At 70.5% G+C, this 22,718-nt stretch carries 15 protein-coding genes; 5 read left to right on the top strand and 10 right to left on the bottom strand.

From position 1 onward, the window contains the following. Positions 1 to 33 precede the first annotated feature (33 nt). Together B2K11_RS07860 and B2K11_RS07855 are read right to left on the bottom strand one after the other, a co-directional pair. Positions 34 to 1,092 (bottom strand): LacI family DNA-binding transcriptional regulator, encoded by a 1,059-nt coding sequence (locus tag B2K11_RS07860; RefSeq protein WP_163617718.1) that lies wholly within the window; start codon positions 1,090 to 1,092, stop codon positions 34 to 36. Between the two features lie 84 nt (positions 1,093 to 1,176). Then, positions 1,177 to 2,202 carry a hydroxyacid dehydrogenase gene (locus B2K11_RS07855; protein ID WP_163617717.1) on the bottom strand — a complete coding sequence of 342 codons (1,026 nt, stop codon included), beginning with the start codon at positions 2,200 to 2,202 and terminating at the stop codon, positions 1,177 to 1,179. Between the two features lie 193 nt (positions 2,203 to 2,395). Between B2K11_RS07855 and B2K11_RS07850 the strand changes: the two genes are divergently transcribed. From B2K11_RS07850 to B2K11_RS07830, 5 genes are read left to right on the top strand one after another with little or no spacing between them, the layout of a single operon-like run. After that, entirely contained in the window at positions 2,396 to 3,787 is a 1,392-nt protein-coding gene (locus tag B2K11_RS07850; RefSeq protein ID WP_163617716.1) for an extracellular solute-binding protein, read from the top strand. Then, complete coding sequence (locus B2K11_RS07845) at positions 3,784 to 4,749, top strand: sugar ABC transporter permease (RefSeq protein ID WP_163617715.1); 966 nt, start codon at positions 3,784 to 3,786, stop codon at positions 4,747 to 4,749. Before B2K11_RS07850 ends, B2K11_RS07845 begins: the two co-directional genes overlap by 4 nt. Continuing rightward, a complete protein-coding gene (locus B2K11_RS07840) occupies positions 4,746 to 5,669 on the top strand; it encodes a carbohydrate ABC transporter permease (RefSeq protein ID WP_163617714.1) in 924 nt (307 codons plus the stop codon). Before B2K11_RS07845 ends, B2K11_RS07840 begins: the two co-directional genes overlap by 4 nt. Positions 5,670 to 5,713: 44 nt before the next feature. Continuing rightward, the gene (locus tag B2K11_RS07835; protein ID WP_239525868.1) at positions 5,714 to 7,567 is read left to right on the top strand and encodes a glycoside hydrolase family 3 N-terminal domain-containing protein; all 1,854 of its coding nucleotides are present in this window, start codon (positions 5,714 to 5,716) and stop codon (positions 7,565 to 7,567) included. Positions 7,568 to 7,599: 32 nt separating this feature from the next. Continuing rightward, on the top strand, positions 7,600 to 10,602 hold the full coding sequence (locus B2K11_RS07830) for a glycoside hydrolase family 38 C-terminal domain-containing protein (RefSeq protein WP_345770763.1): 3,003 nt from the start codon (positions 7,600 to 7,602) through the stop codon (positions 10,600 to 10,602). Here B2K11_RS07830 and B2K11_RS07825 read toward each other — a convergent pair. The 8 genes from B2K11_RS07825 to B2K11_RS07790 form a co-directional block, all read right to left on the bottom strand. Next, positions 10,568 to 11,770 carry a dienelactone hydrolase family protein gene (locus B2K11_RS07825; RefSeq protein ID WP_163617712.1) on the bottom strand — a complete coding sequence of 401 codons (1,203 nt, stop codon included), beginning with the start codon at positions 11,768 to 11,770 and terminating at the stop codon, positions 10,568 to 10,570. The genes B2K11_RS07830 and B2K11_RS07825 overlap by 35 nt on opposite strands. A gap of 10 nt (positions 11,771 to 11,780) precedes the next feature. Further along, a complete protein-coding gene (locus B2K11_RS07820) occupies positions 11,781 to 12,662 on the bottom strand; it encodes a sugar phosphate isomerase/epimerase family protein (RefSeq protein ID WP_163617711.1) in 882 nt (293 codons plus the stop codon). 109 nt (positions 12,663 to 12,771) lie between these two features. After that, positions 12,772 to 13,989 carry a dihydrodipicolinate synthase family protein gene (locus B2K11_RS07815; protein WP_163617710.1) on the bottom strand — a complete coding sequence of 406 codons (1,218 nt, stop codon included), beginning with the start codon at positions 13,987 to 13,989 and terminating at the stop codon, positions 12,772 to 12,774. Between the two features lie 31 nt (positions 13,990 to 14,020). Then, positions 14,021 to 15,223 (bottom strand): Gfo/Idh/MocA family oxidoreductase, encoded by a 1,203-nt coding sequence (locus B2K11_RS07810; RefSeq protein ID WP_204260049.1) that lies wholly within the window; start codon positions 15,221 to 15,223, stop codon positions 14,021 to 14,023. Between the two features lie 97 nt (positions 15,224 to 15,320). Next, complete coding sequence (locus tag B2K11_RS07805; RefSeq protein ID WP_204260048.1) at positions 15,321 to 17,636, bottom strand: beta-galactosidase; 2,316 nt, start codon at positions 17,634 to 17,636, stop codon at positions 15,321 to 15,323. Further along, entirely contained in the window at positions 17,633 to 19,153 is a 1,521-nt protein-coding gene (locus B2K11_RS07800; protein ID WP_163617709.1) for an alpha-N-arabinofuranosidase, read from the bottom strand. The genes B2K11_RS07805 and B2K11_RS07800 overlap by 4 nt, the downstream gene beginning before the upstream one ends. Positions 19,154 to 19,252: 99 nt before the next feature. Then, on the bottom strand, positions 19,253 to 20,536 hold the full coding sequence (locus B2K11_RS07795) for an extracellular solute-binding protein (RefSeq protein ID WP_163617708.1): 1,284 nt from the start codon (positions 20,534 to 20,536) through the stop codon (positions 19,253 to 19,255). A gap of 34 nt (positions 20,537 to 20,570) precedes the next feature. Continuing rightward, positions 20,571 to 22,697, bottom strand: a complete 2,127-nt coding sequence (locus B2K11_RS07790; protein ID WP_163617707.1) for a beta-galactosidase — start codon at positions 22,695 to 22,697, stop codon at positions 20,571 to 20,573. Positions 22,698 to 22,718: the final 21 nt, after the last annotated feature.

Below are 22,718 nucleotides of genomic sequence, written 5' to 3'. Positions count from 1 at the left end.
CCAGGAACCCGGCACCGTCACGCGGGCGCCGCGTCAGGCCGGCGGCGCCGTCGACGCGCGCACGATCAGCCGGGGATCGACCTGAAGCTGCAAAGGCGGCTCGGCCGTGCCATGGTCGATCAGATCCAGCAGCATGCGCACCGCGTGTGCCCCCACCCGGCGTCGGTCCGGCGCGACAGCGGTGATTGGAGGGTCGGCGTGCGCCGACACGTCGTCGTCGTAAGCGACGATCGACAGCTTCTCGGGCACGGAGAGTCCGCGGCTGCGGGCATTCTGCACCAGCCCGAAGAGCGAATTCTCGTCGCCGTGGCTGAACACCGCGGTGGCGCCGAGCCTCTCCACCGTGTCGAGCACCACATCCGCGCTCCCACGCTCCCACGTCGGGCCGGCTCCCAGCTCCCGCGGTCCGAGGATGACGCTCTCAGGATCGAACCCCAGTCGCTCGACCGCATCGCGCCAGCCGCGTCTCACGAACTCGGCGCTCTGCGAACTGCCGCGGCTGACCATGACGAGCCGGCGATGGCCGAGTTCGCACAGGTGCCGGAGCGCGCTGACGACGCCGCGCTCGTGCGCCGAACGGACCGAGGAGACGATCGCGAGCCCGCCGCCCGGAGTCTCGCGTTCGACGAACACGACGGGGACGCTCAGCGCGGACGTGAAGGCGGCGAACTCCGGAGCTTCCTCGAGCTCCGACACCGTCGGAACCCACAGCAGCCCGTCGACGCCTGCCTCCACCAGTTCCTCGATCAGCCGATACTCGACCTCGAGGTCGTACTCCGAGATCACCAGCTTGAACTCGCCGACCCCTTCGAGAGCATCACCGATGCCGTCGACGACATAGCGGTAGTAGTACGACGTCGGGACGACGACGCCGATCGTCACCGACGATGTGCGGGGCGGTGTGGCATGTCCGGCCGGGAGCATCGCTCCGCCACGCACTTTGTCGAGGGCCTTCTCGGCGACGAGGGTGTCGAGATCCCGCCGCACCGTCACGTGCGAGACGCCGAGGTCCGCCGTCAGCCGCGAGATGCTGACGGCGCCGTCCTGTTGCGCGAGCTCGAGGATGCGCGCGCGTCGTTCCGCTGCGAGCATGTCGCCCCTCCCGTCGCCATAACCACGCTCAGACTAACGTTCCTCACGAGAACTCACAGGATTCTCGAGATCGCTCAAGATCGATCATGCGATGTGGCTGAGGCTCCGTCGGTCGACACGGTGAAGCGGTGGCTGGGATTCGTTGATCCGCCGCAGCTCCTCCAGCACGGCATCGGCGAGCCGGTGGGTCTCGGCATGCATGGCGCCCGCGATGTGCGGCGTGAGCACGACGCCGGGGGTCGTGAAGAGCGGCGAGTCGGCAGGGAGCGGCTCCGGCTCGGTGACGTCGAGGATGGCACGCAGCGTGCCCTCCCGACAGCGGGCCATGAGCGCCTCCGCGTCGACGAGGGAGCCGCGCGCCGTGTTGATGAGGACGCTGTCGTGCCGCAGCAGGGCCAGACGCCGTGCATCGATGAGGTGCCGCGTCTCGGGGAGCTCGGGTGCGTGGATCGTCACGATGTCGCTCTGCGCCATGAGATCGTCCAGCCCGATGAGCTGCGCGCCCACGAGCGCGGCACCCCGCGCATCTTGCAGGGGGTCTGCGGCGAGCACCCGGAAATCGAAGGGGCGCAGCAGCTCGGCCACGCGCCTTCCCACGCGCGAGAGCCCCACGATGCCGACCGTGCCTCCGAAGCCCAGGGCGGGTGGAAGGTCATGTCGCCACGCACCCGCGACATCGCGCGTGCGGGCATAGCCGTCGATGTATGCCGGAACCCGCTTGGCCTCCAGCAGGATCGTCGCCACCGTGTACTCCGCCACCGGTATCGCATTCGCGTCCGCAGCGCTGGTGACCAGCACGCCGGCGTCCCAGATGGCCTGGCTGATTTGACCCTTCACGGATCCTCCGGCGTGCAGGACCGCGCGGAGGTGCGGAGCGGTCGCCAGCAGCATCGGTCCGAGTCGGGGCCCGCCCCACCCGGTGATGAGCACTTCGACGTCGCGCAGGCGGGCGAGCACGTCCGACGACGTCAGGTCGTCGACGCGGACAGGGTCGTCGATCCGCGAGAGCTCGCGCAGCGCCGCCAGCCGCGGGGCGTCGAAAAGGTCCGCGAATGCGGAGGCGCCCATCGCAACGAGCGCTGCGGGGCGGCTGGGGGACATCGGTGCCATGCCGAGATCACATCACAATCGGCCCATACTTCACAAGTTATAAAGTTCGAGTTAAGAAAATGTAAAAAATGCTTGCGTAACGCAAAGTCAGCCCACATACTGGCCACGACGCACGACGGAGTGTGACCGGATCCTCTGATCCCGCCGTCCGCGAAACCGCGGCACCGCCGCACCTGTCCCTATCGGAGGAAACATGCACCAGCGAACGCGCCGGCTCCTCGCCGCGCTCATCACTGTTCCGCTGCTCGCAGGCACAGCGGCCTGCAGCAGCACGTCGGGCGGCAACCCCGATCCGACCACGGCCGGTGAGCCCGAAGACGTGACGATCACGATCATGGGCAAGCCGGCGGCGACGAACACCGCGGCGCTCGCGCTCTTCGAGCGCCAGGTCGAGGAGTTCCAAGAGGCGAACCCGCACATCACCATCGAAGCGTCCGATGTGCCGTGGGATGCGAAGACCTTCGCCACACGGCTCGCGGGCGGCAGTGCGCCGACGCTGCTTCGTGTGCCCCTCACCGAGCCCCCCGCGCTCATCGAACGCGGGCAGGTCGCGGATCTGGCAGACGTCACCGACGAGATCGAGGGCTTCGACGAGCTGAACCCCCGGGTGATGCAGTTCCTCGAGCGGGACGGCGCCGTCTACGGCATCCCCGAGAAGAGCTATGCGTTCGGCCTCGTCTACAACCGTGATCTCTTCGAGCAGGCGGGACTGGACCCGGATTCCCCGCCGACCACGTGGGACGAAGTGCGCGAGTACGCCGCGCAGATCTCTGAGAAGACCGGCAAGACCGGCTTCGGCGAGATCAGCACCAACAACAGCGGGGGCTGGCACCTGACTGGCTACACGTACACCAACGGCGGCTCGATGATCGAGCAGGCCGCGGACGGCACGTGGTCGGCGTCTTTCGATGACGATCCCGCACGCGACGTGCTGGAGCAGTGGAAGCAGATGCGGTGGCAGGATGACTCGCTCGGAGACAACGTCCTGGGCAAGCAGGAGGATCTCGTCGCCGACTTCACGGCGGGGAACGTCGGCATGTGGGTGTCCGCGCCGCCGGACGTGTACCCCAACTACATCGCGCAGGGCGGGGATCCGGACGCGTTCGGAGCCGGGCCCATGCCGCAGGGCGGCGCGGATGCCACTCTCGCCGGTGCCACGGTGCTCATGGTGAGCGCCACCGCGACCCAGGCTGAGAAGGAGGCCGCTGTGAAGTGGATCGTGTTCCGGGCACTCCGCCCGAACTACGACTTCGATGTGGCCGCCGAGACCGCAGAGGCGTCGGCTGCCGACGGGTTGCCCGTCGGCGTACCCGTGCTGCCGATCTTCAGTGACGAGACCTATGCGGCCTATCGGGACGCGATCGATGAGTTCGTGAATGTCCCCGTCGAGAACTTCGCACCGTACGTCGCGTCGCTCTCGGAGTTCGAGTACGTTCCCGAGCCGGTGGTGGCGTCGCAGGAGATCTACGCGGCGCTCGACCCGGTGGTCCAGGCGGTCCTCACGGATCCGAACGCGGACATCGACGCCCTTCTCTCCGACGCTGAGAGCCGGGTCGAGACGATCCTCGCCCAGCACGCGCAATGACGGTCGCTCCCGAGCGCCTGGGCGGCACGGTCACGCACCGTGCCGCCCAGGCGGGCCGCCCGGCGCGCCGGCCACCGCGCCGCACGATGTCCATGCGTCACCGCGCAGCCTGGGCCGGGCTGATCTTCCTGCTGCCGGCGCTCGTCGTGTTCGCCTACTTCGCGTGGTGGCCGATAGCGCAGAGCGTGCTGCTGGCATTCCAGCAGACCAATCTCGTCACCCCCGCCGAGTGGGTCGGCTGGCGCAACTTCGAGGCCCTGTTCGCCGACCCTCTTCTGCCCAAGGCTGCGCTGAACACCCTGTGGTTCACCGTGCTCTCGCTGGCGATCGGGCTGCCGATCCCGCTCCTCTGCGCCGTGCTCATGTCGGAGCTGCGCCGTGGCGGCACGGTGGCGCGCGTGCTGGCCTACCTTCCCGTCGTCATCCCGCCGGTCGTGGCCGTGTTGTTGTTCAAGGTGTTCTTCGCACCCGGAGAGTCGGGCGTCGCCAACAGCCTCCTCGCGGTGGTCGGACTCGGGCCGCTGCCGTGGCTGCAATCCGCCGAACTTGCGATGCCGAGCCTGGTCATCGTCGCGACGTGGTCGGGCGCCGGCACCGCCATCCTCATCTATCTCGCCGCCCTCACCGGCGTGAGCACCGAGCTCTACGAAGCTGCGGAGCTGGACGGCGCATCGGTATGGCGGCGGGTCTGGCACGTCACCCTGCCGCAGATGCGCGGCGTCATCCTGATCCTGCTTCTGCTGCAGATCATCGGCGCCATCCAGGTGTTCACGGAGCCCTACGTCATGACCGACGGCGGACCGGCGAACGCCACCGTGACGGTGATGCTCATGATCTACCGCTACGCGTTCCTGTTCGGCAATTACGGCGTCGCGACCGCATTGAGCGTCCTGCTGGCGATCGTCCTGGTGCTCGTGTCGGCCCTCTACCTTCGCCTCACCCGATCCTGGAGCACCCGATGACCGCGCCGACCCTCACCGCCCGCCGGCGCCGGCAACGCGCCGAGCCCAGCGACCGCGGCATCCTCTCAGCCCATGACTGGCGCCGCCCCGCAGTCGGGACCGGATGGCGACTGGTGCACATCCTCTTGTTCGCCGGGCTGATCGGCTTCGGGGCGATCCCGCTGGTGTGGATGCTGCGCGCGGCGATCTCCACGACCAGCGACCTGGTGAATCGGCCGCTGAGCCTCATTCCCGAGCCGGCGCTGTGGGAGAACATCCCCACGGCATGGAACCTGCTCGACATCGGCCAGTACCTCGGCAACACCGTGGTGCTCGTGCTCGGCTCGTGGGTCGTCCAGCTCGTCGTGTCGACCACCGCCGGGTTCGCCCTCGCGGTGATCCGGCCCTGGTACGGCCGGTTCGTCTACGGCGCCTTCCTGGTCACCCTGTTCGTGCCGGCCACCGTCACGCTCATCGCGCTGTACCTGACGGTGCTCGACCTCCCGCTCCTCGGCTTCGGCATCACCGATACACCCTGGGCGGTCTGGCTCCCCGCAGGAGCGAACGCGTTCACGATCCTTCTCGTCAAGCAGTTCTTCGAGGAGATCCCGCGGGAGCTCTTCGAGGCCGCGCAGATCGACGGCGCCGGCTGGTTCACCGTCTTCTGGCGCATCGTCCTGCCGATGTCACGGCCGATCATCGCCGTGGTCTCGCTGTTGTCGATCATGTCGGCATGGAAGGAGTTCCTCTGGCCGCTGATCGTCCTGACGGATCCCGAAACCCAGCCCTTGGCGGTCGCGCTGCCTCGCTTGGCGCAGGCGACGAACCCCGCGTATCTGATCTCCGGGCTGCTCATCGCCAGCATCCCGCCCATCATCATCTTCCTGATCTTCCAGCGGTCCATCGTCCGGGGGATCGGCTTCACCGGTCTCAAGGGCTGAGGCCCGTGCTGCCCCTCGCACCCGCAGAAAGGACCTCCGTGCCCGTGCCCGCGCCCGTCCCCACGACCACCCCGATCCCCGCAGCGACCCCCTGGCGAGACCTCAACGGAAACGGCGTGCTGGATCCGTACGAAGACCCTCGGCTCGATCCGGTCGCACGGACGGCCGACCTCCTCGGCCGTCTCTCGATCGAGGAGAAGGTGGGACTGATGTTCCACACGGTCATCGAGAGCGGACCGAACGGGACGCTCCTGGATGCCCCGGGCGCATTGAGCAAGTCCTCGACGCGCACCGTCGTGCTTGAGAAGCATCTCAACCATTTCAACGTCCACGCCCTGGGAGCGGGCCGGGATGCCGCACGGTGGGCGAACGCCCTCCAGCGGCTCGCGGAGCAGACGCCCCACGGCATCCCGGTCACGATCAGCACCGACCCGCGTCACGCGTTCGTCGAGAATGCCGGCACGTCCTTCACCGCCGGCGCCTTCTCCCAGTGGCCGGAGCCGCTCGGTCTCGCCGGACTCGACGACGACGACATCCGGGCGTTCGCCGACATCGCACGCCGGGAGTACCTCGCCGTCGGCATCCGGATGGCGCTTCATCCGCAGGTTGATCTCGCCACCGAGCCGCGCTGGGGGCGACAGCTGCACACGTTCGGGGCCGATCCGGAACGGACCACGCGGGCGCTCAGCGCCTACATCGAGGGGTTCCAGGGGACCGAGATCAGTGAGTCATCTGTGGCATGCGTGACCAAGCACTTTCCCGGAGCGGGCCCCCAGCAGGACGGCGAGGACGCGCACTTCCCCTACGGACGGGAGCAGGTCTACCCCGGCGGTGCGTTCGACCTGCACCTCGCGCCCTTCCGCGCGGCCGTGGCGTGCGGCACCGCGGGAATGATGCCGTACTACGGCATGCCGGTCGGTCTCGAGCTCGACGGCCGGCCGGTGCCGGCGGTCGGCTTCGGCTTCAACCGTCGCATCGTCACCGGTCTGCTGCGCGAGCAGCTCGGGTTCGACGGTCTTGTGGTGACCGACTGGGAGCTGGTCAACGACAACGTCGCCCACGGGCAGGTGCTGCCCGCGAAGGCGTGGGGCGTCGAGCATCTCAGCCCGGCCGAGCGGATGCTGGCGATCCTGGATGCCGGATGCGACCAGTTCGGCGGCGAGGAATGCGTCGAGATCCTGTGCGAGCTCGTCCGCGACGGTCGCGTGCCGGAGGCGCGCATCGATGAGTCTGCCCGTCGGATCCTCGAGCTCAAGTTCCGCCTCGGGCTGTTCGACGATCCCTTCGTGGACGAAGACGAGGCCGAGCGGATCGTCGGCAACGCCGACTTCCGCGCGCTCGGATTCCGGGCGCAGGGCGAATCGCTCGCCGTCCTTCAGGACGAAGGGTGGATGCTGCCCCTCTCGGCGGACGCGCGCGTCTATGTCGAGGGGTTGTCGCACTCGGCGGCGGCGGCGCTCGGAACCGTCGTCGACCATCCGGGGGATGCCGACATCGCTGTGGTGCGACTTGCCGCACCGTACGAGCCGCGCGACGATCTGCTGTTCGAATCGCTGTTCCATCAAGGGTCGCTGGAGTTCCGCCCGGGACTGGTCGCGCGACTCGCCGCCATCGCCGCCGAGGTGCCCCTGGTGATCGACGTGTCGCTGGAGCGCCCGGCGATCCTCGAGCCCCTGGCCCGGATCGCACGCGTTCTCACGGCGAGCTTCGGCACCGGCGACGAGGCGTTCGTCGCGGCGCTCACCGGCGTCATCCACCCTCGGGGCAGCCTGCCGTTCGAGATTCCGCGCTCGATGGAGGCGGTGCGTCGATCGCGCGAAGACGTGCCGCATGACACCGTGGATCCGCTCTTCGCGTTCGGCCACCGCGTCGTCGTGCCGGCTGCGGTCACGCGATGAGGCGTGGGGGGTGGCGGACGGAGCCGGACCGCGTGGCCGATCGGCTCGACAGGCTGGTCGGCGAGTCGTTGACGGCGGCCGTCCACACGCGGACCGCGCCGCTCGAGATCCTCGCGTGGGAGGCGCCGGGAGAGCCCGTCCCGTTCGCCGACGCGGCGTGTCAGCGGTACGCACCGTTCGCGGTCGGGGAGCCGTGGGGGCGACCATGGAGCACCCTGTGGCTGCGCGTGCGTGGCACCCTGCCGGGCGAGTGGCCACGGGACGCCCGGCATCGCCCCGAGGTCGTCGTCGATCTGGGCTTCGACGGGCTCATGCCGGGGTTCCAGGCGGAGGGTCTCGCCTTCCGGCCCGACGGCACCGTCGTGAAGGCGGTGTCCCCCCGGAACTCGCATCTGCCGGTCGTGGGTGCAGAGATCGACTACTTCCTCGAGCTCGCGGGGAACCCCGGCATCCCGCCGGAATCGCACTGGCGATCGACGCGCCTCGGCGACAGGGCGACGGCCGGCGTCGAGCCGCTGTACCGGCTCCGCCGGCTGGAGATCGCGCTCGTCGACGTCGGCGTGTGGGAGCTTCTGCAGGACATCGAGGTCGTCCGCGGGCTCGCGGAGCAGCTGCCGGCGGACGGTCCGCGCGCCCTCCAGCTGTGGAGCGCGCTCGACCGGATGATGGACGCGATCGATCCGGATGACGTGAGCGGCACCGTGCTCGTCGCCCGACGCGCCCTCGCGCCGGCGCTGGCGGCCCCGGCCGCGGCCAGCGCCCACACGGTGCTCGCGACCGGTCATGCGCACATCGACACCGCGTGGCTGTGGCCGGTGCGCGAGACCGTCCGCAAATGCGCGAGAACGTTCTCGAACGCGCTCGCACTGATGGACGAGCATCCGGACTTCCGCTTCGCGTGCTCTTCGGCGCAGCAGCTCGCGTGGGTCAAGGAGTCGTACCCGGAGCTGTTCGCACGCATTCGCGAGAAGGTGGCGTCGGGGCAGTTCGTGCCTGTCGGCAGCCAGTGGGTCGAGCCCGACACGAACATGCCCGGAAGCGAAGCCACGGTGCGGCAGCTCGTGCACGGCAAGCGCTTCTTCCTCGAGGAGTTCGGCCTCGAGACGCGTGAGGTATGGCTGCCCGACACGTTCGGCTACTCGGCAGCGCTCCCGCAGATCATGAAGCTCGCCGGCGTCGACTGGTTCATGACGCAGAAGATCTCGTGGAACCAGACCAACGCCATGCCGCACCACACCCTCGCCTGGGAGGGCATCGACGGCACTCGGATCTTCGCGCACTTCCCGCCGATCGAGACCTACAACGCCGAGCTGTCCGCGGCGGAACTGGCACACGCCGAGCGCACTTATCGTGACCACGACGCGGGCACGGTCTCGCTCGCGCCGTTCGGCTGGGGCGACGGTGGCGGTGGGCCCACACGCGAGATGCTCGCGGCTGCCCGCCGGCAGGCGGACCTGGAGGGCTCTCCCCGCGTGCGCCTCGGAAGTCCCGGCGACTTCTACACCGCTGCTATTCAGGAGGTGGACGAGCTCCCGGTCTGGCGCGGCGAGATGTACCTCGAGCTCCACCGCGGCACCCTGACGAGTCAGTTGCGCACGAAGCAGGGCAACCGCCGATGCGAGGAGCTGCTCCATGAGGCGGAGCTGTGGGCGACCACCGCCGCCGTTCAGGCGGGGACCGGCTATCCCTACGACGCGCTCGACCGCCTGTGGAAGCGGGTGCTGATGCTGCAGTTCCACGACATCCTGCCCGGCAGTTCGATCTCGTGGGTGCATCGTGAAGCCGAGGCCGACCACACGGCCATCGTGCGAGAGCTCGAGGGCATGGTCGCGGTGAGCCTCGATGCTCTGCGCGTCGCCGGTGAGGACGGGCCGCTGCTGTACGCGAATGCCACTGCGGTGTGGCTCGCCGGTGTGCCCCCGCACGCGGTAGCCGCACCAGCTGACCCGGCCGGAGCCGCACGGTTCGAGGAGACCGCCGACGGGTGGGTGCTCACGAACGGCATCGTCCGGGCGGTGGTCGACAGGCGGGGACTGCTGGTGTCGCTGCAGGGGCCGGACGGGCGCGAGGCGATCCCCGCCGGCGAGGCGGCCGCCCTGCTGAGGCTGCACCGGGATGCGCCTGGCAAGTGGGACGCCTGGGACATCGAGCGCGACGACCTCCGTCACGCCGTCGACCTCACCGAGCTCGAGCAGCTCGGCGTCGTCACGGAGGACGGCGCGGTCGTGGTGAGATGCGTCAGGCGATTCGGGTCCTCCTCCGTCACGGAGGAGCTGACACTGGCACCCGGACGGGCGGCAGTCGACATCGCCCTCGACGTGGACTGGCAGCACCGCGGGCGCCTGCTGAAGCTGATGTTCCCGCTGGACGTCCATGCCGAGGAGACCCGGAGCGAAACCCAGTTCGGTCACCTTGCGCGGCCCACTCACGCGAACACCTCGTGGGATGCCGCGCGGTTCGAGGTCTCCGGACAGCGCTGGATCCACGTCGGCGAGCCGGGTTACGGCGTCGCCATCGCCAATGACTCCACGCACGGGCATTCGGTGCAGCGGCGGACGAGGACGGACGGCGGCACGACGACGATGATCGGGATGTCGGTCATCAGAGGCCCCCGCTTTCCGGATCCCGATGCCGACCGCGGAAGGCATCGGGTGCGGTTCTCGCTGCGCCCGACGGCCAATATCGCCGACGCGTGCGAGGAGGGCCTGCGCCTCGCTCATCCGCTGCGTCCGGTGCGGTCATCCCGGCCGGCCGAGGCGCTCGTCACCTGCACCGACCCGCATGTGCTCATCGAGGCGGTGAAGCTCGCCGATGATCGCAGCGGAGACGTCGTCGTGCGTCTCTACGAGGCGTCCGGGGGTCGACGGCGGGCGACGGTCCGCGCCTCGTTCCCCGTCGCGGGCGTGCAGCGCACCGACCTGCTCGAGCGCCCGCTGGACCCTCCGGTCGGAGCGTCGGAGCCCTCGTCCGTCGCGTTCGAACTCCGCCCCTTCGAGATCGTCACGCTGCGGTATCGCCGTGCGCGGGTCGGATGAGCGCCTGCGTCAGGAACGCCCGCGCCTCGTCCTGCATCGCGGCGGTGAACTCGTGCGCGGCGTCGTGCCAGGCGCCGGTGTAGCGGGCACCGAGCAGGGTGCGGAGCCGGGTGTCGGCATCCGTCATCCCCTGCCGGGGGAAGAGCTCGTCGCGCTCGCCGTACTGCACGAGCACCCGGCGGCCCAGCGCCGCGACGTCGGGCAGGTCGAAGCGCGCCGCGAGGCCTGGGCTGTGCAGCAGCCACGAGTGGGTGTCGAGGTAGTCGGGCACGAGCGACGCAGAGGTCGCCATCATGCCCGCGACGACGGATGCCGCGACCCGGCCGTCGAGCGCCCCCACGAACAGCGCCCGGCCGCCGCCGCCCGAGAAGCCCATCGCTCCGAGGCGTCCGGCATCCACGCCCGGCCAGTCCGCCAGCAGGTCCAGCGCCGCCAGATCGTCGGTCGCGACGGCGCCGGCGAAGGTCGTGCCGAGCGCGCCCGCAGCCTTCGCGATGCCGTACTCGTGCAGCGACGACAGCTCATCGAAGCGCTCATCGGCAGAGAGCGTCTCGTGGCGTTCGCGGTGCAGGGCGTCGAGCGCCGCACCCAGGCGCGCCAGCACCTCCGGCGGCGACGACAGGTCGAACGCGCGACTGGCCCACGAGAACGCGTCGGGTACCAGCACCACGAAGCCGTCGCGGGCGAGGTCGTTGGCGGGAGTGCGTCCCGCGTAGCAGCGGGCGCGCATGCGGGCCGCCGAGGGGCTGGGCGCGCGCCCCGTGTCGACGAGCTGTTCGGCCCCGGTCGAACGCACGCCGCCGTGCGCGTGGAGGGCGAGCACGCCGGGGAGATCGCCGTCGTGGTCGGCGGGTTCGAGCACGTAGGCCCGCGTCCGCGGGCCGAAGCCGAGCCACCAGCTCAGCTCGCGGCCGCGCACGCCGTCGGCGACCCACTCGCGGTCGACCTTCAGGTCGGCGGCGGTCGCCGCGCGCACGCCCAGTACGTCGACGAGGGCGCGGCGGGCGTCGGCGACCGTGCCGGTCGCGCCGTCGTTCCCTGGCGAAGCGGTGCCGTCCTCGCCGGCGCCGGGGTTCCGGCGTCCGTCGAGACCGACCGGCACGAACGCCGGAGCGCCCGCGAGGTAGGCCGGCCAGTCGGCGTATCCCGCGAGCGCTCCCGTGCTCATGCCCGAGCGTTCAGCTCGCGACGCGGGCGCGGAGGTGGGGCGAGACGGATGCCGCGAACCCGGCGGCCGTCCGCTGCACGGCGACGAGCGGGTCGGTGGCCCAGATCTCCTCGTTGAAGATCTCGACCTCGATGTCGCGGTCGTAGCCCGTCGCCTCGACCGCACGGGTGAGCGAGCCGAAGTCGATGACGCCGTCGCCGGGGTAGTGACGGCTGAGCAGCACATCGGCCGCGAGCGGCGTCTTCCAGTCGCACACCTGATACGTCGCGATGCGGCCCTCGCGGCCCGCGCGCTCGATGGAGGCCAGGACGTCGGGGTCCCACCAGATGTGGAAGGTGTCGACGGTGGCGCCGACGACGGCCGGGTCGAAGTCCGCGGCGATGTCGAGCGCCTGCCCGAGCGTCGAGACGACGCAGCGGTCGGACGCGTACATCGGATGCAACGGCTCGATGGCGAGCGTGACACCGGCGGCCGCGGCATCCGGAACCAGTTCGCCGATCGCGTCGCGCACCCGCTCACGAGCGCCGACCAGGTCGCGAGACCCTTCGGGCAGGCCCCCCGCGACGAGCACGAGGATTGCGGTCGACCCCTCGGCGCCCGCAGCGGCGAGGGTCGCTGCCTCTTCGATCGCGACGCGGTTGTCGTCGATCGACGCGCGGCGCGCCGGGCCCTCGGGCATCGTGAAGAAGCCGGAGCGGCAGTGCGTCGTGAAGCGCAGGCCCGAGTCGGCGAGCATCTTCGCGGCGGTCGCGAGGGCGACCTCCTGCACAGGCTCGCGCCAGAGGCCGATCGCCTCGACACCCGCCTCAGCCGTCACACGCAGTGCGGTCGCGAGATCGGCGTGCTTGATGGTGGCCTGGTTGATCGACAGGCGCGGATCGACAGCGGTCATCGCGCGTTCCCTTCCCTCATGTCCCGATTTCGCTCGCTCACAATGCCGCCGACCAACTGAAATCGGGACACGAGGGCGAGATTTCGGGACACGGATGCCTCGGCGGCGGTCATGCGAGCACGCCTGGTACGTCGATGCCGTTGTGGCGCAGCATGCCGTGCCAGCGGATCATCGCGAGCTCCGGCCGCTCGAGCGCGAGCGAGGAGTTCGCCAGCTCGACGATGCTCGACAGGTGGGGGAGGCTCCGTGCCGAGTGCAGTCCGCCCACCATCTGGAACGCCGGCTGGTGGCCGTTGAGCCAGGAGAGGAAGGCGACACCGGTCTTGTAGTAGAACGTCGGCGCGGCGAACACCTGGCGGCTGAGCTCCTCGGTCGGCTCGAGGATCTCGAGGTACCGCGCGGGGTCGCCGGCGTCGAGCGCCTGGATGGCCGCCGAGGCGACCGGCGTGATCGCGGCGAACGCGCCGAGCAGGGCGTCGGAGTGCTGGCGCGGGCTGTTCGCGTCGCGCTCCGGCTGCCGGGCGTCGGGCACGTCGGCGCCGCCGATGAGTCCGACGTAGTTGAAGTCGTCGCCGGTGAACATGCGCACACCCTCGGGGAGGCGCTCGCGCACCGACACCTCGGACGCGGCATCCAGCAGGCTCATCTTCACGCCCGCGACCTTCTCGACGTTCTCCTCGATGATCTCGAGCAGCACCGCCGACGCCTCGCGCCAGTCGGGAGAGCCGAAGTAGCCCTCGAGCACCGGGTCGAACGCGGTGCCGAGCCAGTGCAGCACGACGGGGGTCGTCGCCGAGCCGAGCACCTCGCGGTACACCCGGCGGTAGTCGTCCGCCGACTCGGCGGCGCGGGCGAGGTGGCGCGATGCCATCAGCACAGGCCCCGCGCCCTGCTCCTCGGTGAAGTGGAGCTGCTGCTTGTAGGCGTCGATGACCTCGTCGACCGAGATCCGCTCTGCCTCGACGTGGTCGGTATTGACACCGACGACGACCGAGCCGCCCTCCTCGCGGGCGACCTGCGCCGACCGGGCGATGAGCTCGCGCGTCGCGGCCGCGTCCAGGCCCATGTTGCGCTGGGCCGTGTCCATGGCGTCGGCGACGCCGAGACCCCAGGAGTACACCGCGCGACGGAAGTCGAGCGTGGCGTCCCAGTCGACCTCAGCCGGCCGGCCGGGGGTGTTGTCTGCCCAGGTCTGAGGCACGACGTGTGCGGCGGCGTAGGCGACCCGGCTGCGGAGCGGGTCGGCGGGCTTGGTGTAGCCCGGCGACTCGCTCAGCTCGACCGCCGAGAGAGCCCCGGCGTCGGAGAGGAGGGTGAGTTTCGGCATCCGACAGTTCCGTTCGGTGGGTTCGGGCCGGTCAGTCGAGCGACAGGGTCGGCAGCTCGACCTTGCGGCCCTCGCGGCTCGACTGCAGGCCCGCCTCGGCGAGCAGCACGCCGCGCGCGCCCGAGAGCAGGTCGAACTCGTACTCTGTGCCGAGCACGTACGACTCGAGGAACTCCTCCCACTGCTGGCGGAAGCCGTTCTGGAACACGTCGTTCGTCGGCACCTCGGCCCAGTCGGCGTCGTAGTCGTGGTCGTCGGCGAGGTCGGGGTTCCACACCGGCTTCGGGGTGGCGTTGCGGTGCTGGATCTTGGCGCCGAACAGACCCACGACGGCCGAGCCGTGCGTGCCGTCGACGTGGAACTCGACGAGCTCGTCGCGGTTCACGCGCACGGTCCACGACGAATTGATCTGCGCGACGATGTCGCCCTCGAGCTCGAAGATGCCGTAGGCGGCGTCCTCGGCGGTCGCGGTGTAGTGCTCGCCCTTCTCGTCCCAGCGGTCGGCGATGTGCACGGCGGCCTGGGCGTAGACGGACTTGACCTCGCCGAACAGGTTCTCCAGCACGTAGTTCCAGTGCGGGAACATGTCGACGATGATGCCGCCGCCGTCCTCGGCGCGGTAGTTCCAGCTCGGGCGCTGGGCGGGCTGCCAGTCGCCCTCGAAGACCCAGTAGCCGAACTCACCGCGCACCGAGAGGATGCGGCCGAAGAAGCCGGAGTCGATGAGGCGCTTCAGCTTCTGCAGGCCCGGGAGGTAGAGCTTGTCGTGCACGACACCGGTCTTGACGCCGGCCTCCTGCGCGAGCTTCGCGAGCTCGAGCGCCTCGTCGACGGTCTCGGCCGTGGGCTTCTCGGTGTAGATCGTCTTGCCGGCGGCGATGGCCTTGCGCAGTGCAGAGGCGCGCGCCTTCGTGACGAGGAAGTCGGCGTAGATCTCCCAGCGCGGGTCGGCGAGGGCGGCGTCGAGGTCGGTCGTGTAGTCCTCGATGCCATGCTTGGCGGCGAGGTCGGCCAGCTTGGCCTCGCTGCGTCCGACGAGCAGCGGCTTGACGGTGACCTTGGTGCCGTCGGGCAGCTCGATGCCGCCCTGGTCGCGGATCGCGAGGATCGAGCGCACCAGGTGCTGGCGGTAGCCCATGCGGCCCGAGACGCCGTTCATGATGATGCCGATCTCGCGCACCTGCGGACGAGCGGATGCCTCGGCCGAGGCCGGAGCGAGTGTCGTGTCGGTCATGGGGTCCTGCTTTCTGCTCTGAAGGCTGTGGGGTACCCGGCACCGCGGAGTGCGGAGTGGGTAAACGCTTTCCAATAGTGTGACACGCGATCGGGCGTCATGCAAGCGCCTCGTACCAGAGGGCCCGCTGGTCGATCTCGGCGGCGTCGAGCGTGCAGACTGCGTCGACCGATGCCGCGAGGCACGCGGCGGCGTCGGCGGGCAGGTGCACGCCGCTGTCGCGCCGGAGCGGCAGCACGTGCAGCTCCACGCGCGTGGAGGGCGAAGCGCCGATGTCGCGCAGGTTCGCGACGAACTCGGAGCCGTCCCAGAACCGGTCGGTCGCCGTCACTCCGTCGACGCGCAGCTGCGCGAGATCGCCCGCCCAGCGCACCCGCAGCACGGCGTCTTCGTCGACCCACTCGGGGATGTCGAGGCGATACACCGCGGCGTGCGCCTCGAGCACCGCGTCATCCGGCGCGGACGGCCGGCCATCGCGCGACCCGTACCGGCCGGACGGCATCGACGCCGAGCGCACCGTCTCGACCGCGACGCTCTCGGTGACCGCAGCGCCGCCGACGTGGTCCCACGCGAGCTCGCGCCAGACGCCTCCGGCGTACTCCCGCATGTCGGGTGCCGACCCGCTCGCGCGCACCGACACCGTCCCTGCGGCATCCCACGTCAGCTCGTCGGACCCGACGAACAGCCGTCGTCCACCGGCGGCCGCGTCGACCACCCAGATCTGCGCCGCCTCGTCGGCGGGAAGGACGAGCACATCGAGCGCCGCACCATGGGGCTCCTCGATGTGCAGCGGCGACGGCCCGGGTGTCACGCGATGGGCGAGGCCGTCGTGCGCGATCTCGACCGGGATGCCCGCGTCTTCGATCAGCACGAGGGTCGGAACGGAGCCGGATGCCGGGATGCCGGGCAGCACCGTGACCGCCGACGCGGTCGCCCACTCGACCCTGACGCCGCCCACCTCGAGACCGAGGGGCCACCGGGCGAGGGTGCCGGGAGGGACGTCGACGGGCGTGCTCGGCAGCGTGACGACACCGTCCGCTGTCTCGATCTGGAACTGCGCGCCGCGGTACGTCGACAGCGGCACGTGCGGCTGATGCCATCCGATGAACACGACGCCCGCGCCGTCGTCGGCGCGGACGGCCCAGCGCAGCGTCTCGGCGTCCTCGACGCCGGCCGGGCGCTCCGCAGGAAGGTGCGACGGCATCGGCGCGAGGCTTTCCCCGAACGCCTCGATGAACGCGTGCTGCAGGCGCAGCGCGGCGTGACTCGGGGCGGTGCGGCCGGCCTCGCCGATCGCCGCGTGGAAGTCGTAGCTCAGGCGGGTCATGTCGTTGGGGTACCCCGTGGCCTGCGTCTCCTCGAGCCCCGGCCCCGGGTTCGTCCCGCCCGCGTACATGTAGAAGCCCTGCCACGCCGATCCGCTGCCGAGCTTGGCGTGCGCGACGGCGGCGATGTCGAGGGCGTCGGGCCGAGGTCGCCGGTGGTATGCCGTCGCCATGCCCCCGCCGAGCTCGCAGGTGGCGGCCGGGAACCACGGCGACAGTTCGGCGGACCCGCCGGTCGCCTCCGCACCGCGCACATCGGCGCCGATGCCGGGGTCGTCCCACTTGTCGGAGAAGAAGTAGTGCGCCCGGAAGGTCGGATCCCACGGCTCGCCGGGGTCGACCCAGAACCCGTCGCCGTAGCCGCCCCACAGCGGCAGCACCTCGGGATCGGGAAGTTCGGCGCCGCCCCACGCGGTCGCGGTCCACAGCGGTGCCGACAGTCCTGCCTCGCGCGCGAGCCGCTTGAGCGTGACGAGGTGGCCCGGCTGGTCGTACAGCTCGTTCTCGAGCTGGATCGCGAGCACCGTGTCGGGGCGGCAGCGCCCGTCGAGGGCGCGGGCGAGGTGCCCGAACCACTCCCGCACGAGATCGAGATACGCCGGGTCGTCGGTGCGGTGCTGCACCGGCGCGTGCTGCACCCAGTCGGGGAATCCGCCGTTGCGCATCTCGCCGTGCGCCCACGGACCGATCCGCAGCACGATCTCGAGCCCTTCCGCGCGCACCGCGTCGACGAACGCCGCGACGTCGAAGCGCCCGTCGAAGCGCACCTCGCCCCGGACCGGTTCATGGTGGAGCCACGGCACGTACGTCGACACGACGGAGATGCCTCCCGCCCGCATGAGCCGCAGCCGCGGGGTCCACCGCTCGCGCGGAACGCGCGTGTAGTGCAGCTCGCCCGACACGGGCAGCCACGGACGTCCGTCACGGATCAGCGCGCGGCTGGTCAGGCCGAGCCCGGCGCGCGCATCCTCGGCGTTGGCCATGCGCGGGCGCCTCTCGGCGCGAGCGTCGCCGGTCGCGTCGAGCCGCAGCGGCGCGGCGAGCGCGGTCGAGCCCGCGACTGCTCGCGTGCCGTGAGCGCTGCTCATGCGAGCCGCACCGCGGCCCACGACACGGCGGGGAGGGTCACCGAGAGCGATTCGCCGTCGACGGATGCCTCGGCCGCGCGCACGCCGACGCGCTCGGGATCGTCGAGGGTATTGGCCGCGTACACGTCGTCTTCGTGCAGCAGGTGCGACTCGACGACGGCGACCTCGCGCCCGAGGGTCCGCACCAGCGGGGCGAGGTCGACACGCAGGTTCGCGGCATCCGTCGCCGAACGGTTCACGACGAAGAGCGACACGCCGTCGTCGTCGATGGTCGCGACCGCGTTCAGGGTGGGGACCTCGCCGAGCTTCTCGCTCGCGAACGTGCTCGACGCGACCGGCACGCGCACCGCGCGCCCCTGCGCGAGCCGCGATGTGATCGAGAAGGGGAAGAACGTCGTCTGCCGCCACGCCGGTCCGCCCGGCTCGGTCATGATCGGGGCGATGACGTTGACGAGCTGGGCCAGCGACGCAGAGCGCACGCGGTCGGCGTGCTGCAGCAGCGTGATCATCAGGTCGCCGAAGACGACGGCGTCGAGCGCGCTGTACTTGTCCTCGAGCAGGCGAGGCGCGACCGGCCAGCCCTTCTCCTCCGGCTTGTCGTTCTGGCCGCCCTCGTCGTCGTGCAGGTACCAGATGTTCCACTCGTCGAACGAGATCATGATGCGCTTCTCGCTCTTCTTCGTGGCGGCGACGGTGTCGGCGATCGCGACCACCGCCTCGATGAACTTCGCCATGTCGACGCCCGACGCGAGGAACTCCTGCGCGTCGCCGTCGTGCTCCTGGTAGTAGGAGTGGCACGAGATGAAGTCCACATCGTCGAAGGTGTGCTCGAGCACGGTGCGCTCCCACGAACCGAAGGTGGGCATCGCCCGCGCCGACGAGCCGCACACGACGAGCTCGACGGCGGGGTCGAGCATCCGCATGCCCTTCGCCGTCTGCGACGCGAGCTTGCCGTAGTCGTCGGCGTTGCGGTGCCCCAGCTGCCACGGTCCGTCCATCTCGTTGCCGAGGCACCACATCTTCACGCCGAACGGCGTCTCGCGTCCGTTCGCGGCGCGCCGGTCGGTCCACGCTGTCTGCGCGTCGGCGTTGGCGTACTCGAGCAGGTCGAGCGCCTCCTGCGTGCCGCGCGTGCCGAGGTTCACGGCCAGCATCAGGTCGCTCCCGACCCGGTCGAGCCACGCCTGGAACTCGTGGAGCCCGACCTCGTTCGTCTCGGTCGAGTGCCACGCGAGATCAAGCCGGCGCGGCCGCTCGGCCTTCGGCCCGATGCCGTCCTCCCACCGGTAGCCCGAGACGAAGTTGCCGCCGGGGTAGCGGATGGTCGAGACGCCGAGCTCCTTCACGAGGTCGATCACGTCGGTGCGGAAGCCCTCGTCGTCGGCCGACGGATGCCCGGGCTCGAAGATCCCGTCGTAGATGTGACGGCCCAGGTGCTCGACGAACCCGCCGAACACGCGGCGGTCGATGTCGGCGATCTCGTAGTGCGGGTCGAGGCGGGCGGACGCGTCGGTCACGGGGATCCTCTCGGGATGGGGGGTGGGAGACACGGATGCCGCGGCACGAGGCCGTGCCGCGGCATCCGTCGAATCGGTCAGGCTCAGGCTTCGAGAGTCTCAGCCGAGGATGGCGTCGGCCTCTGCGAAGAACTGCGTCACGGCGTCGTCGACCGAGAGGGCGCCGAGACCGATCGACTTGCCGAGGTCCCAGAAGGTCTGCTCGAGCGAGCCGTAGCCGACGACCGGAACCGGCGGGGCGTCGCCGATGCGGTCGGCCGCCGACTCGATGTAGTCGGCCACCTGCTTGTCGGGGCCTTCGAGGGTCGCGCCCTCGAGCTTCGACGACGAGGCCGGGAACCCGAGCGTGGTGCCGAAGATCTCGCCGGCCTCGGGGCTGTTCACGACGAAGTCGAGGAACAGGGCAGCGGCCTCGGGGTGCTCGGTGTTCTTCGCGATCGCGACCTGCAGGCCGGCCTGTCGGTAGAGGTCCTGCGAGCCCTCCTTCGCGGTCGGGGGAGCGACGATCGAGATCGACGAAGCGCCCGAATCGGCGAGGTAGCCGCCCAGGAAGTTGCTCCAGCTCATCTCGCTCGCCGTGATCGCGGCGCCGAAGCCCGACTTGGGCGAGAGCTCCTCGAGCTTCTGCTGCGGCACGGTGACGCCGTCGCGGATCTCTGCACCCGATTCCCAGAACTCGCGGAGCTCGTCCTCGGTGAAGCCGAGCTCGCCGTCGTCGGTGTAGAGGTTGCCGCCGTCGGCGCGGAGCACGAGCTCGAACACCTGGATGCGCTGGGTGTAGTCGGTGCCGCCGTACACGGTGCCGCCGGTGGCGTCGGTGACCGAGGCCATCCACTCGTCGAAGTCGGCGAAGCTCGTGCCGGCCTCGGGCGTCTCGACGCCCGCCTGGGCGACGAGGTCGTCGTTGACGAAGTTGGCCCACAGGCTGTAACCCGTGGGGAGCGAGTACTGCACGCCGTCGAGCGCACCGGTGCCGAGGAGCGACTCCTCGAACGTCGTCGTGTCGATCTGGTCCGACACCTCGGCGAGGTCGAGCAGATTGCCGGACTCGCCGTACTGGCGCAGGTAGCTGTCGGAGAACTGGAAGACGTCGGGGAGCCCACCGCCCGCGGCCTCGGTCTGCCGCTTCTCCCAGAAGCTCGGGAAGTCGGTGAACGAGGTGTTGATCGTGATGTTCGGGTACTCCTCGTTGAACGCCGCGATCAGGTCGTTGTAACGGGTGGCGCGGTCGTCGTTGCCCCAGAACGCGAAGTCGAGCGTGACCTCCTCGTCGGGGTCGAACGCGTCGGCGGCGTCGTCGGACGCGCCGCCGGCGCAGCCGGCGAGGACGAGCGCGGCGCTCGCGGTGAGGGCGGCTGCTGCGAGCAGACGGGGTGCGGGCATGGAGGTCTCCAGTCTCGAAGGGAAGTGGGGGAGGTCAGAAGCTCGGCACGGACTCGCGCGCCGAGGGTTCGGCGGCGGGCGTGGCGAGGGCGGGCGGGACAGCGGCGGGTGCGAGGAGGAAGGCGACGCCTTGGGCGTCGAGCGCCACGCGCTCGACGGCACGGCCGGTCTCGGCATCCGTGCACTCGATCGCGATCTCGACGCGGGCGTCGCCGTGGTTGATGAGCGTGACGAGATCGCCGCGACGAGCGGCCTCGACGCCGGCGGGCAGGCCCTCGACGACGGGGCGGACACCGGATGCCTCGACCACGGCCGCGACGACGGCGTCGAGCGCGTCGGGGGCGGTCCCGGCGGCCGAAGGCGAGTTGCCGACGGGCTGGGTCGCGACGTACCAGGCCTCGCCGGCGCCGAACCGGTGGCGGGTCAGTGCCGGCGCGCCGGCCTGGAGCCCGGAGTCGAACGCCGCCACGACCGACGCACCGGTCGCGTGCACGGACTCGGCGACGAGCCGGCCGGACTGCGCGGCGCCCCCGAGCCGGAACGTCGCCGCGGCACCGGCCACGGCTCCGGCGCCCGGTACCGCGGCGGTTTCGGCCTTGAGGCCGCCCACGCCGCTGGCGCTCACCGCAGCGCCGGCGAGCGCGCCGAAGTCCTCGAAGCGCAGACCGAGCACGGGGCCCAGCTGGGTCAGGAACCCGCCGTCGCGGAACTGGTCGTGCGCGTCGACGATGTCGGTGAAGGGGCCGGTGAGCAGCGTGCCGCCGTCCTCGACGAACCGGGTCAGCGCCGCGGCGCCCTCATCGCGCAGCAGGTAGAGCGCCGGTGCGACGACCAGGTCGTAGGCGCGGTCCACCTCTTCGGGTCCCACGATGTCGACCTGGATGTTGCGCGCGTGGAACGCGCCGTACCACTCCAGGATCAGCGCGAGGTAGTCGATCTGCGTCGGGTGGTCGCGCTCCTCGACGGCCCACCAGTTCTCCCAGTCGAACACCAGGGCGACCTGGGCGTCACGGCCCGGTGCGGGCAGCTCAGGGAGAGCACCCAGGCGAGCGCCGAGGTCGGTGACCGCGTTCCAGGTCCGGGTCTCGGTGCCCGCGTGCGGAAGCATCGCCGAGTGGAACTTCTCGCTTCCGGCGCGGGACTGCCGCCACTGGAAGAACATGATGCCGTCGGCGCCCCGTGCCACGGACTGCGCCGTCTCGGCCATCAGCGCCCCCGGCTGCTTGCCGGCGTTCGCGGGACGCCAGTTGACGGCATCCGTCGCCTGCTCCCAGAGCAGCCACGGCACGCCGGGCTTGAGCGAGCGGATCAGATCCCGCTGGAACGCGGCGTCGCGCACGCGATGCGGGTTCGCCGGATCGGGGTAGCAGTCGTCGGCGATGACGTCCATGTGCGGCGCCCACTTGCGGTAGTCGGCGGGCTTGAACGGACCCATGAAGTTCGTCGTGATCGGCTGCGTCGCGCCGGCCGCCAGCAGGATCTCGCGCTCCATCAGGTAGCACTCGAGCAGCATGTCGCTCGTGAAGCGACACCAGTCGAGCATCGACGACGGGTTGTGGCTGTACGGGGCGAGGCGCGGCGGGAAGATCTCGTCGAAGCCGCCGTAGCGCTGCGACCAGAAGCTCGTGCCCCACGCATCGTTCAGTGCGTCGATGGTGGCGTACCGCTTCTCGAGCCACCCGCGGTACGCGTCGCGCGCGGCATCCGAGAAGTCCATCCAGAGGTGGCAGCCGAACTCGTTGCCGACGTGCCACATCACCACGGCCGGGTGCTCCGCATAGCGCTCGGCGAGGCGGCGCACCAGTTCGCCGGCCAGGCGCCGGTAGGTGGGCGACGACGGCGCGAAGTGCTGTCGGCTGCCGGGCCAGTAGGAGGCGCCCGACTCGTCGGCCGGGAGGGTCTCGGGGTACGTCGCGCTCACCCACGGCGGGGGAGAGGCGGTCGCCGTCGCGAGGTTGACAGCGATGCCGCCCGCGTGCAGCTTGCCGATGACGGTGTCGAGCCAGGCGAAATCCCACACGTCCTCGGAGGGCTGGATGCGCGACCACGCGAAGATGCCGAGGCTGACGATGTTGACGCCGGCCTGCTGCATGAGGCGGACGTCCTCGTCCCACACCTCCTCCGGCCACTGGTCGGGGTTGTAGTCGGCGCCGTACAGCACGTCGAGCTCCTTCTTCTGGCT

Origin of the sequence: Microbacterium sp. B35-30 (genome assembly GCF_010634855.1) — a bacterium.
GTDB lineage: Bacteria > Actinomycetota > Actinomycetes > Actinomycetales > Microbacteriaceae > Microbacterium.
Note: the sequence above shows the minus strand (reverse complement) of the source record. Positions and strands in the feature narration are given on the sequence as shown.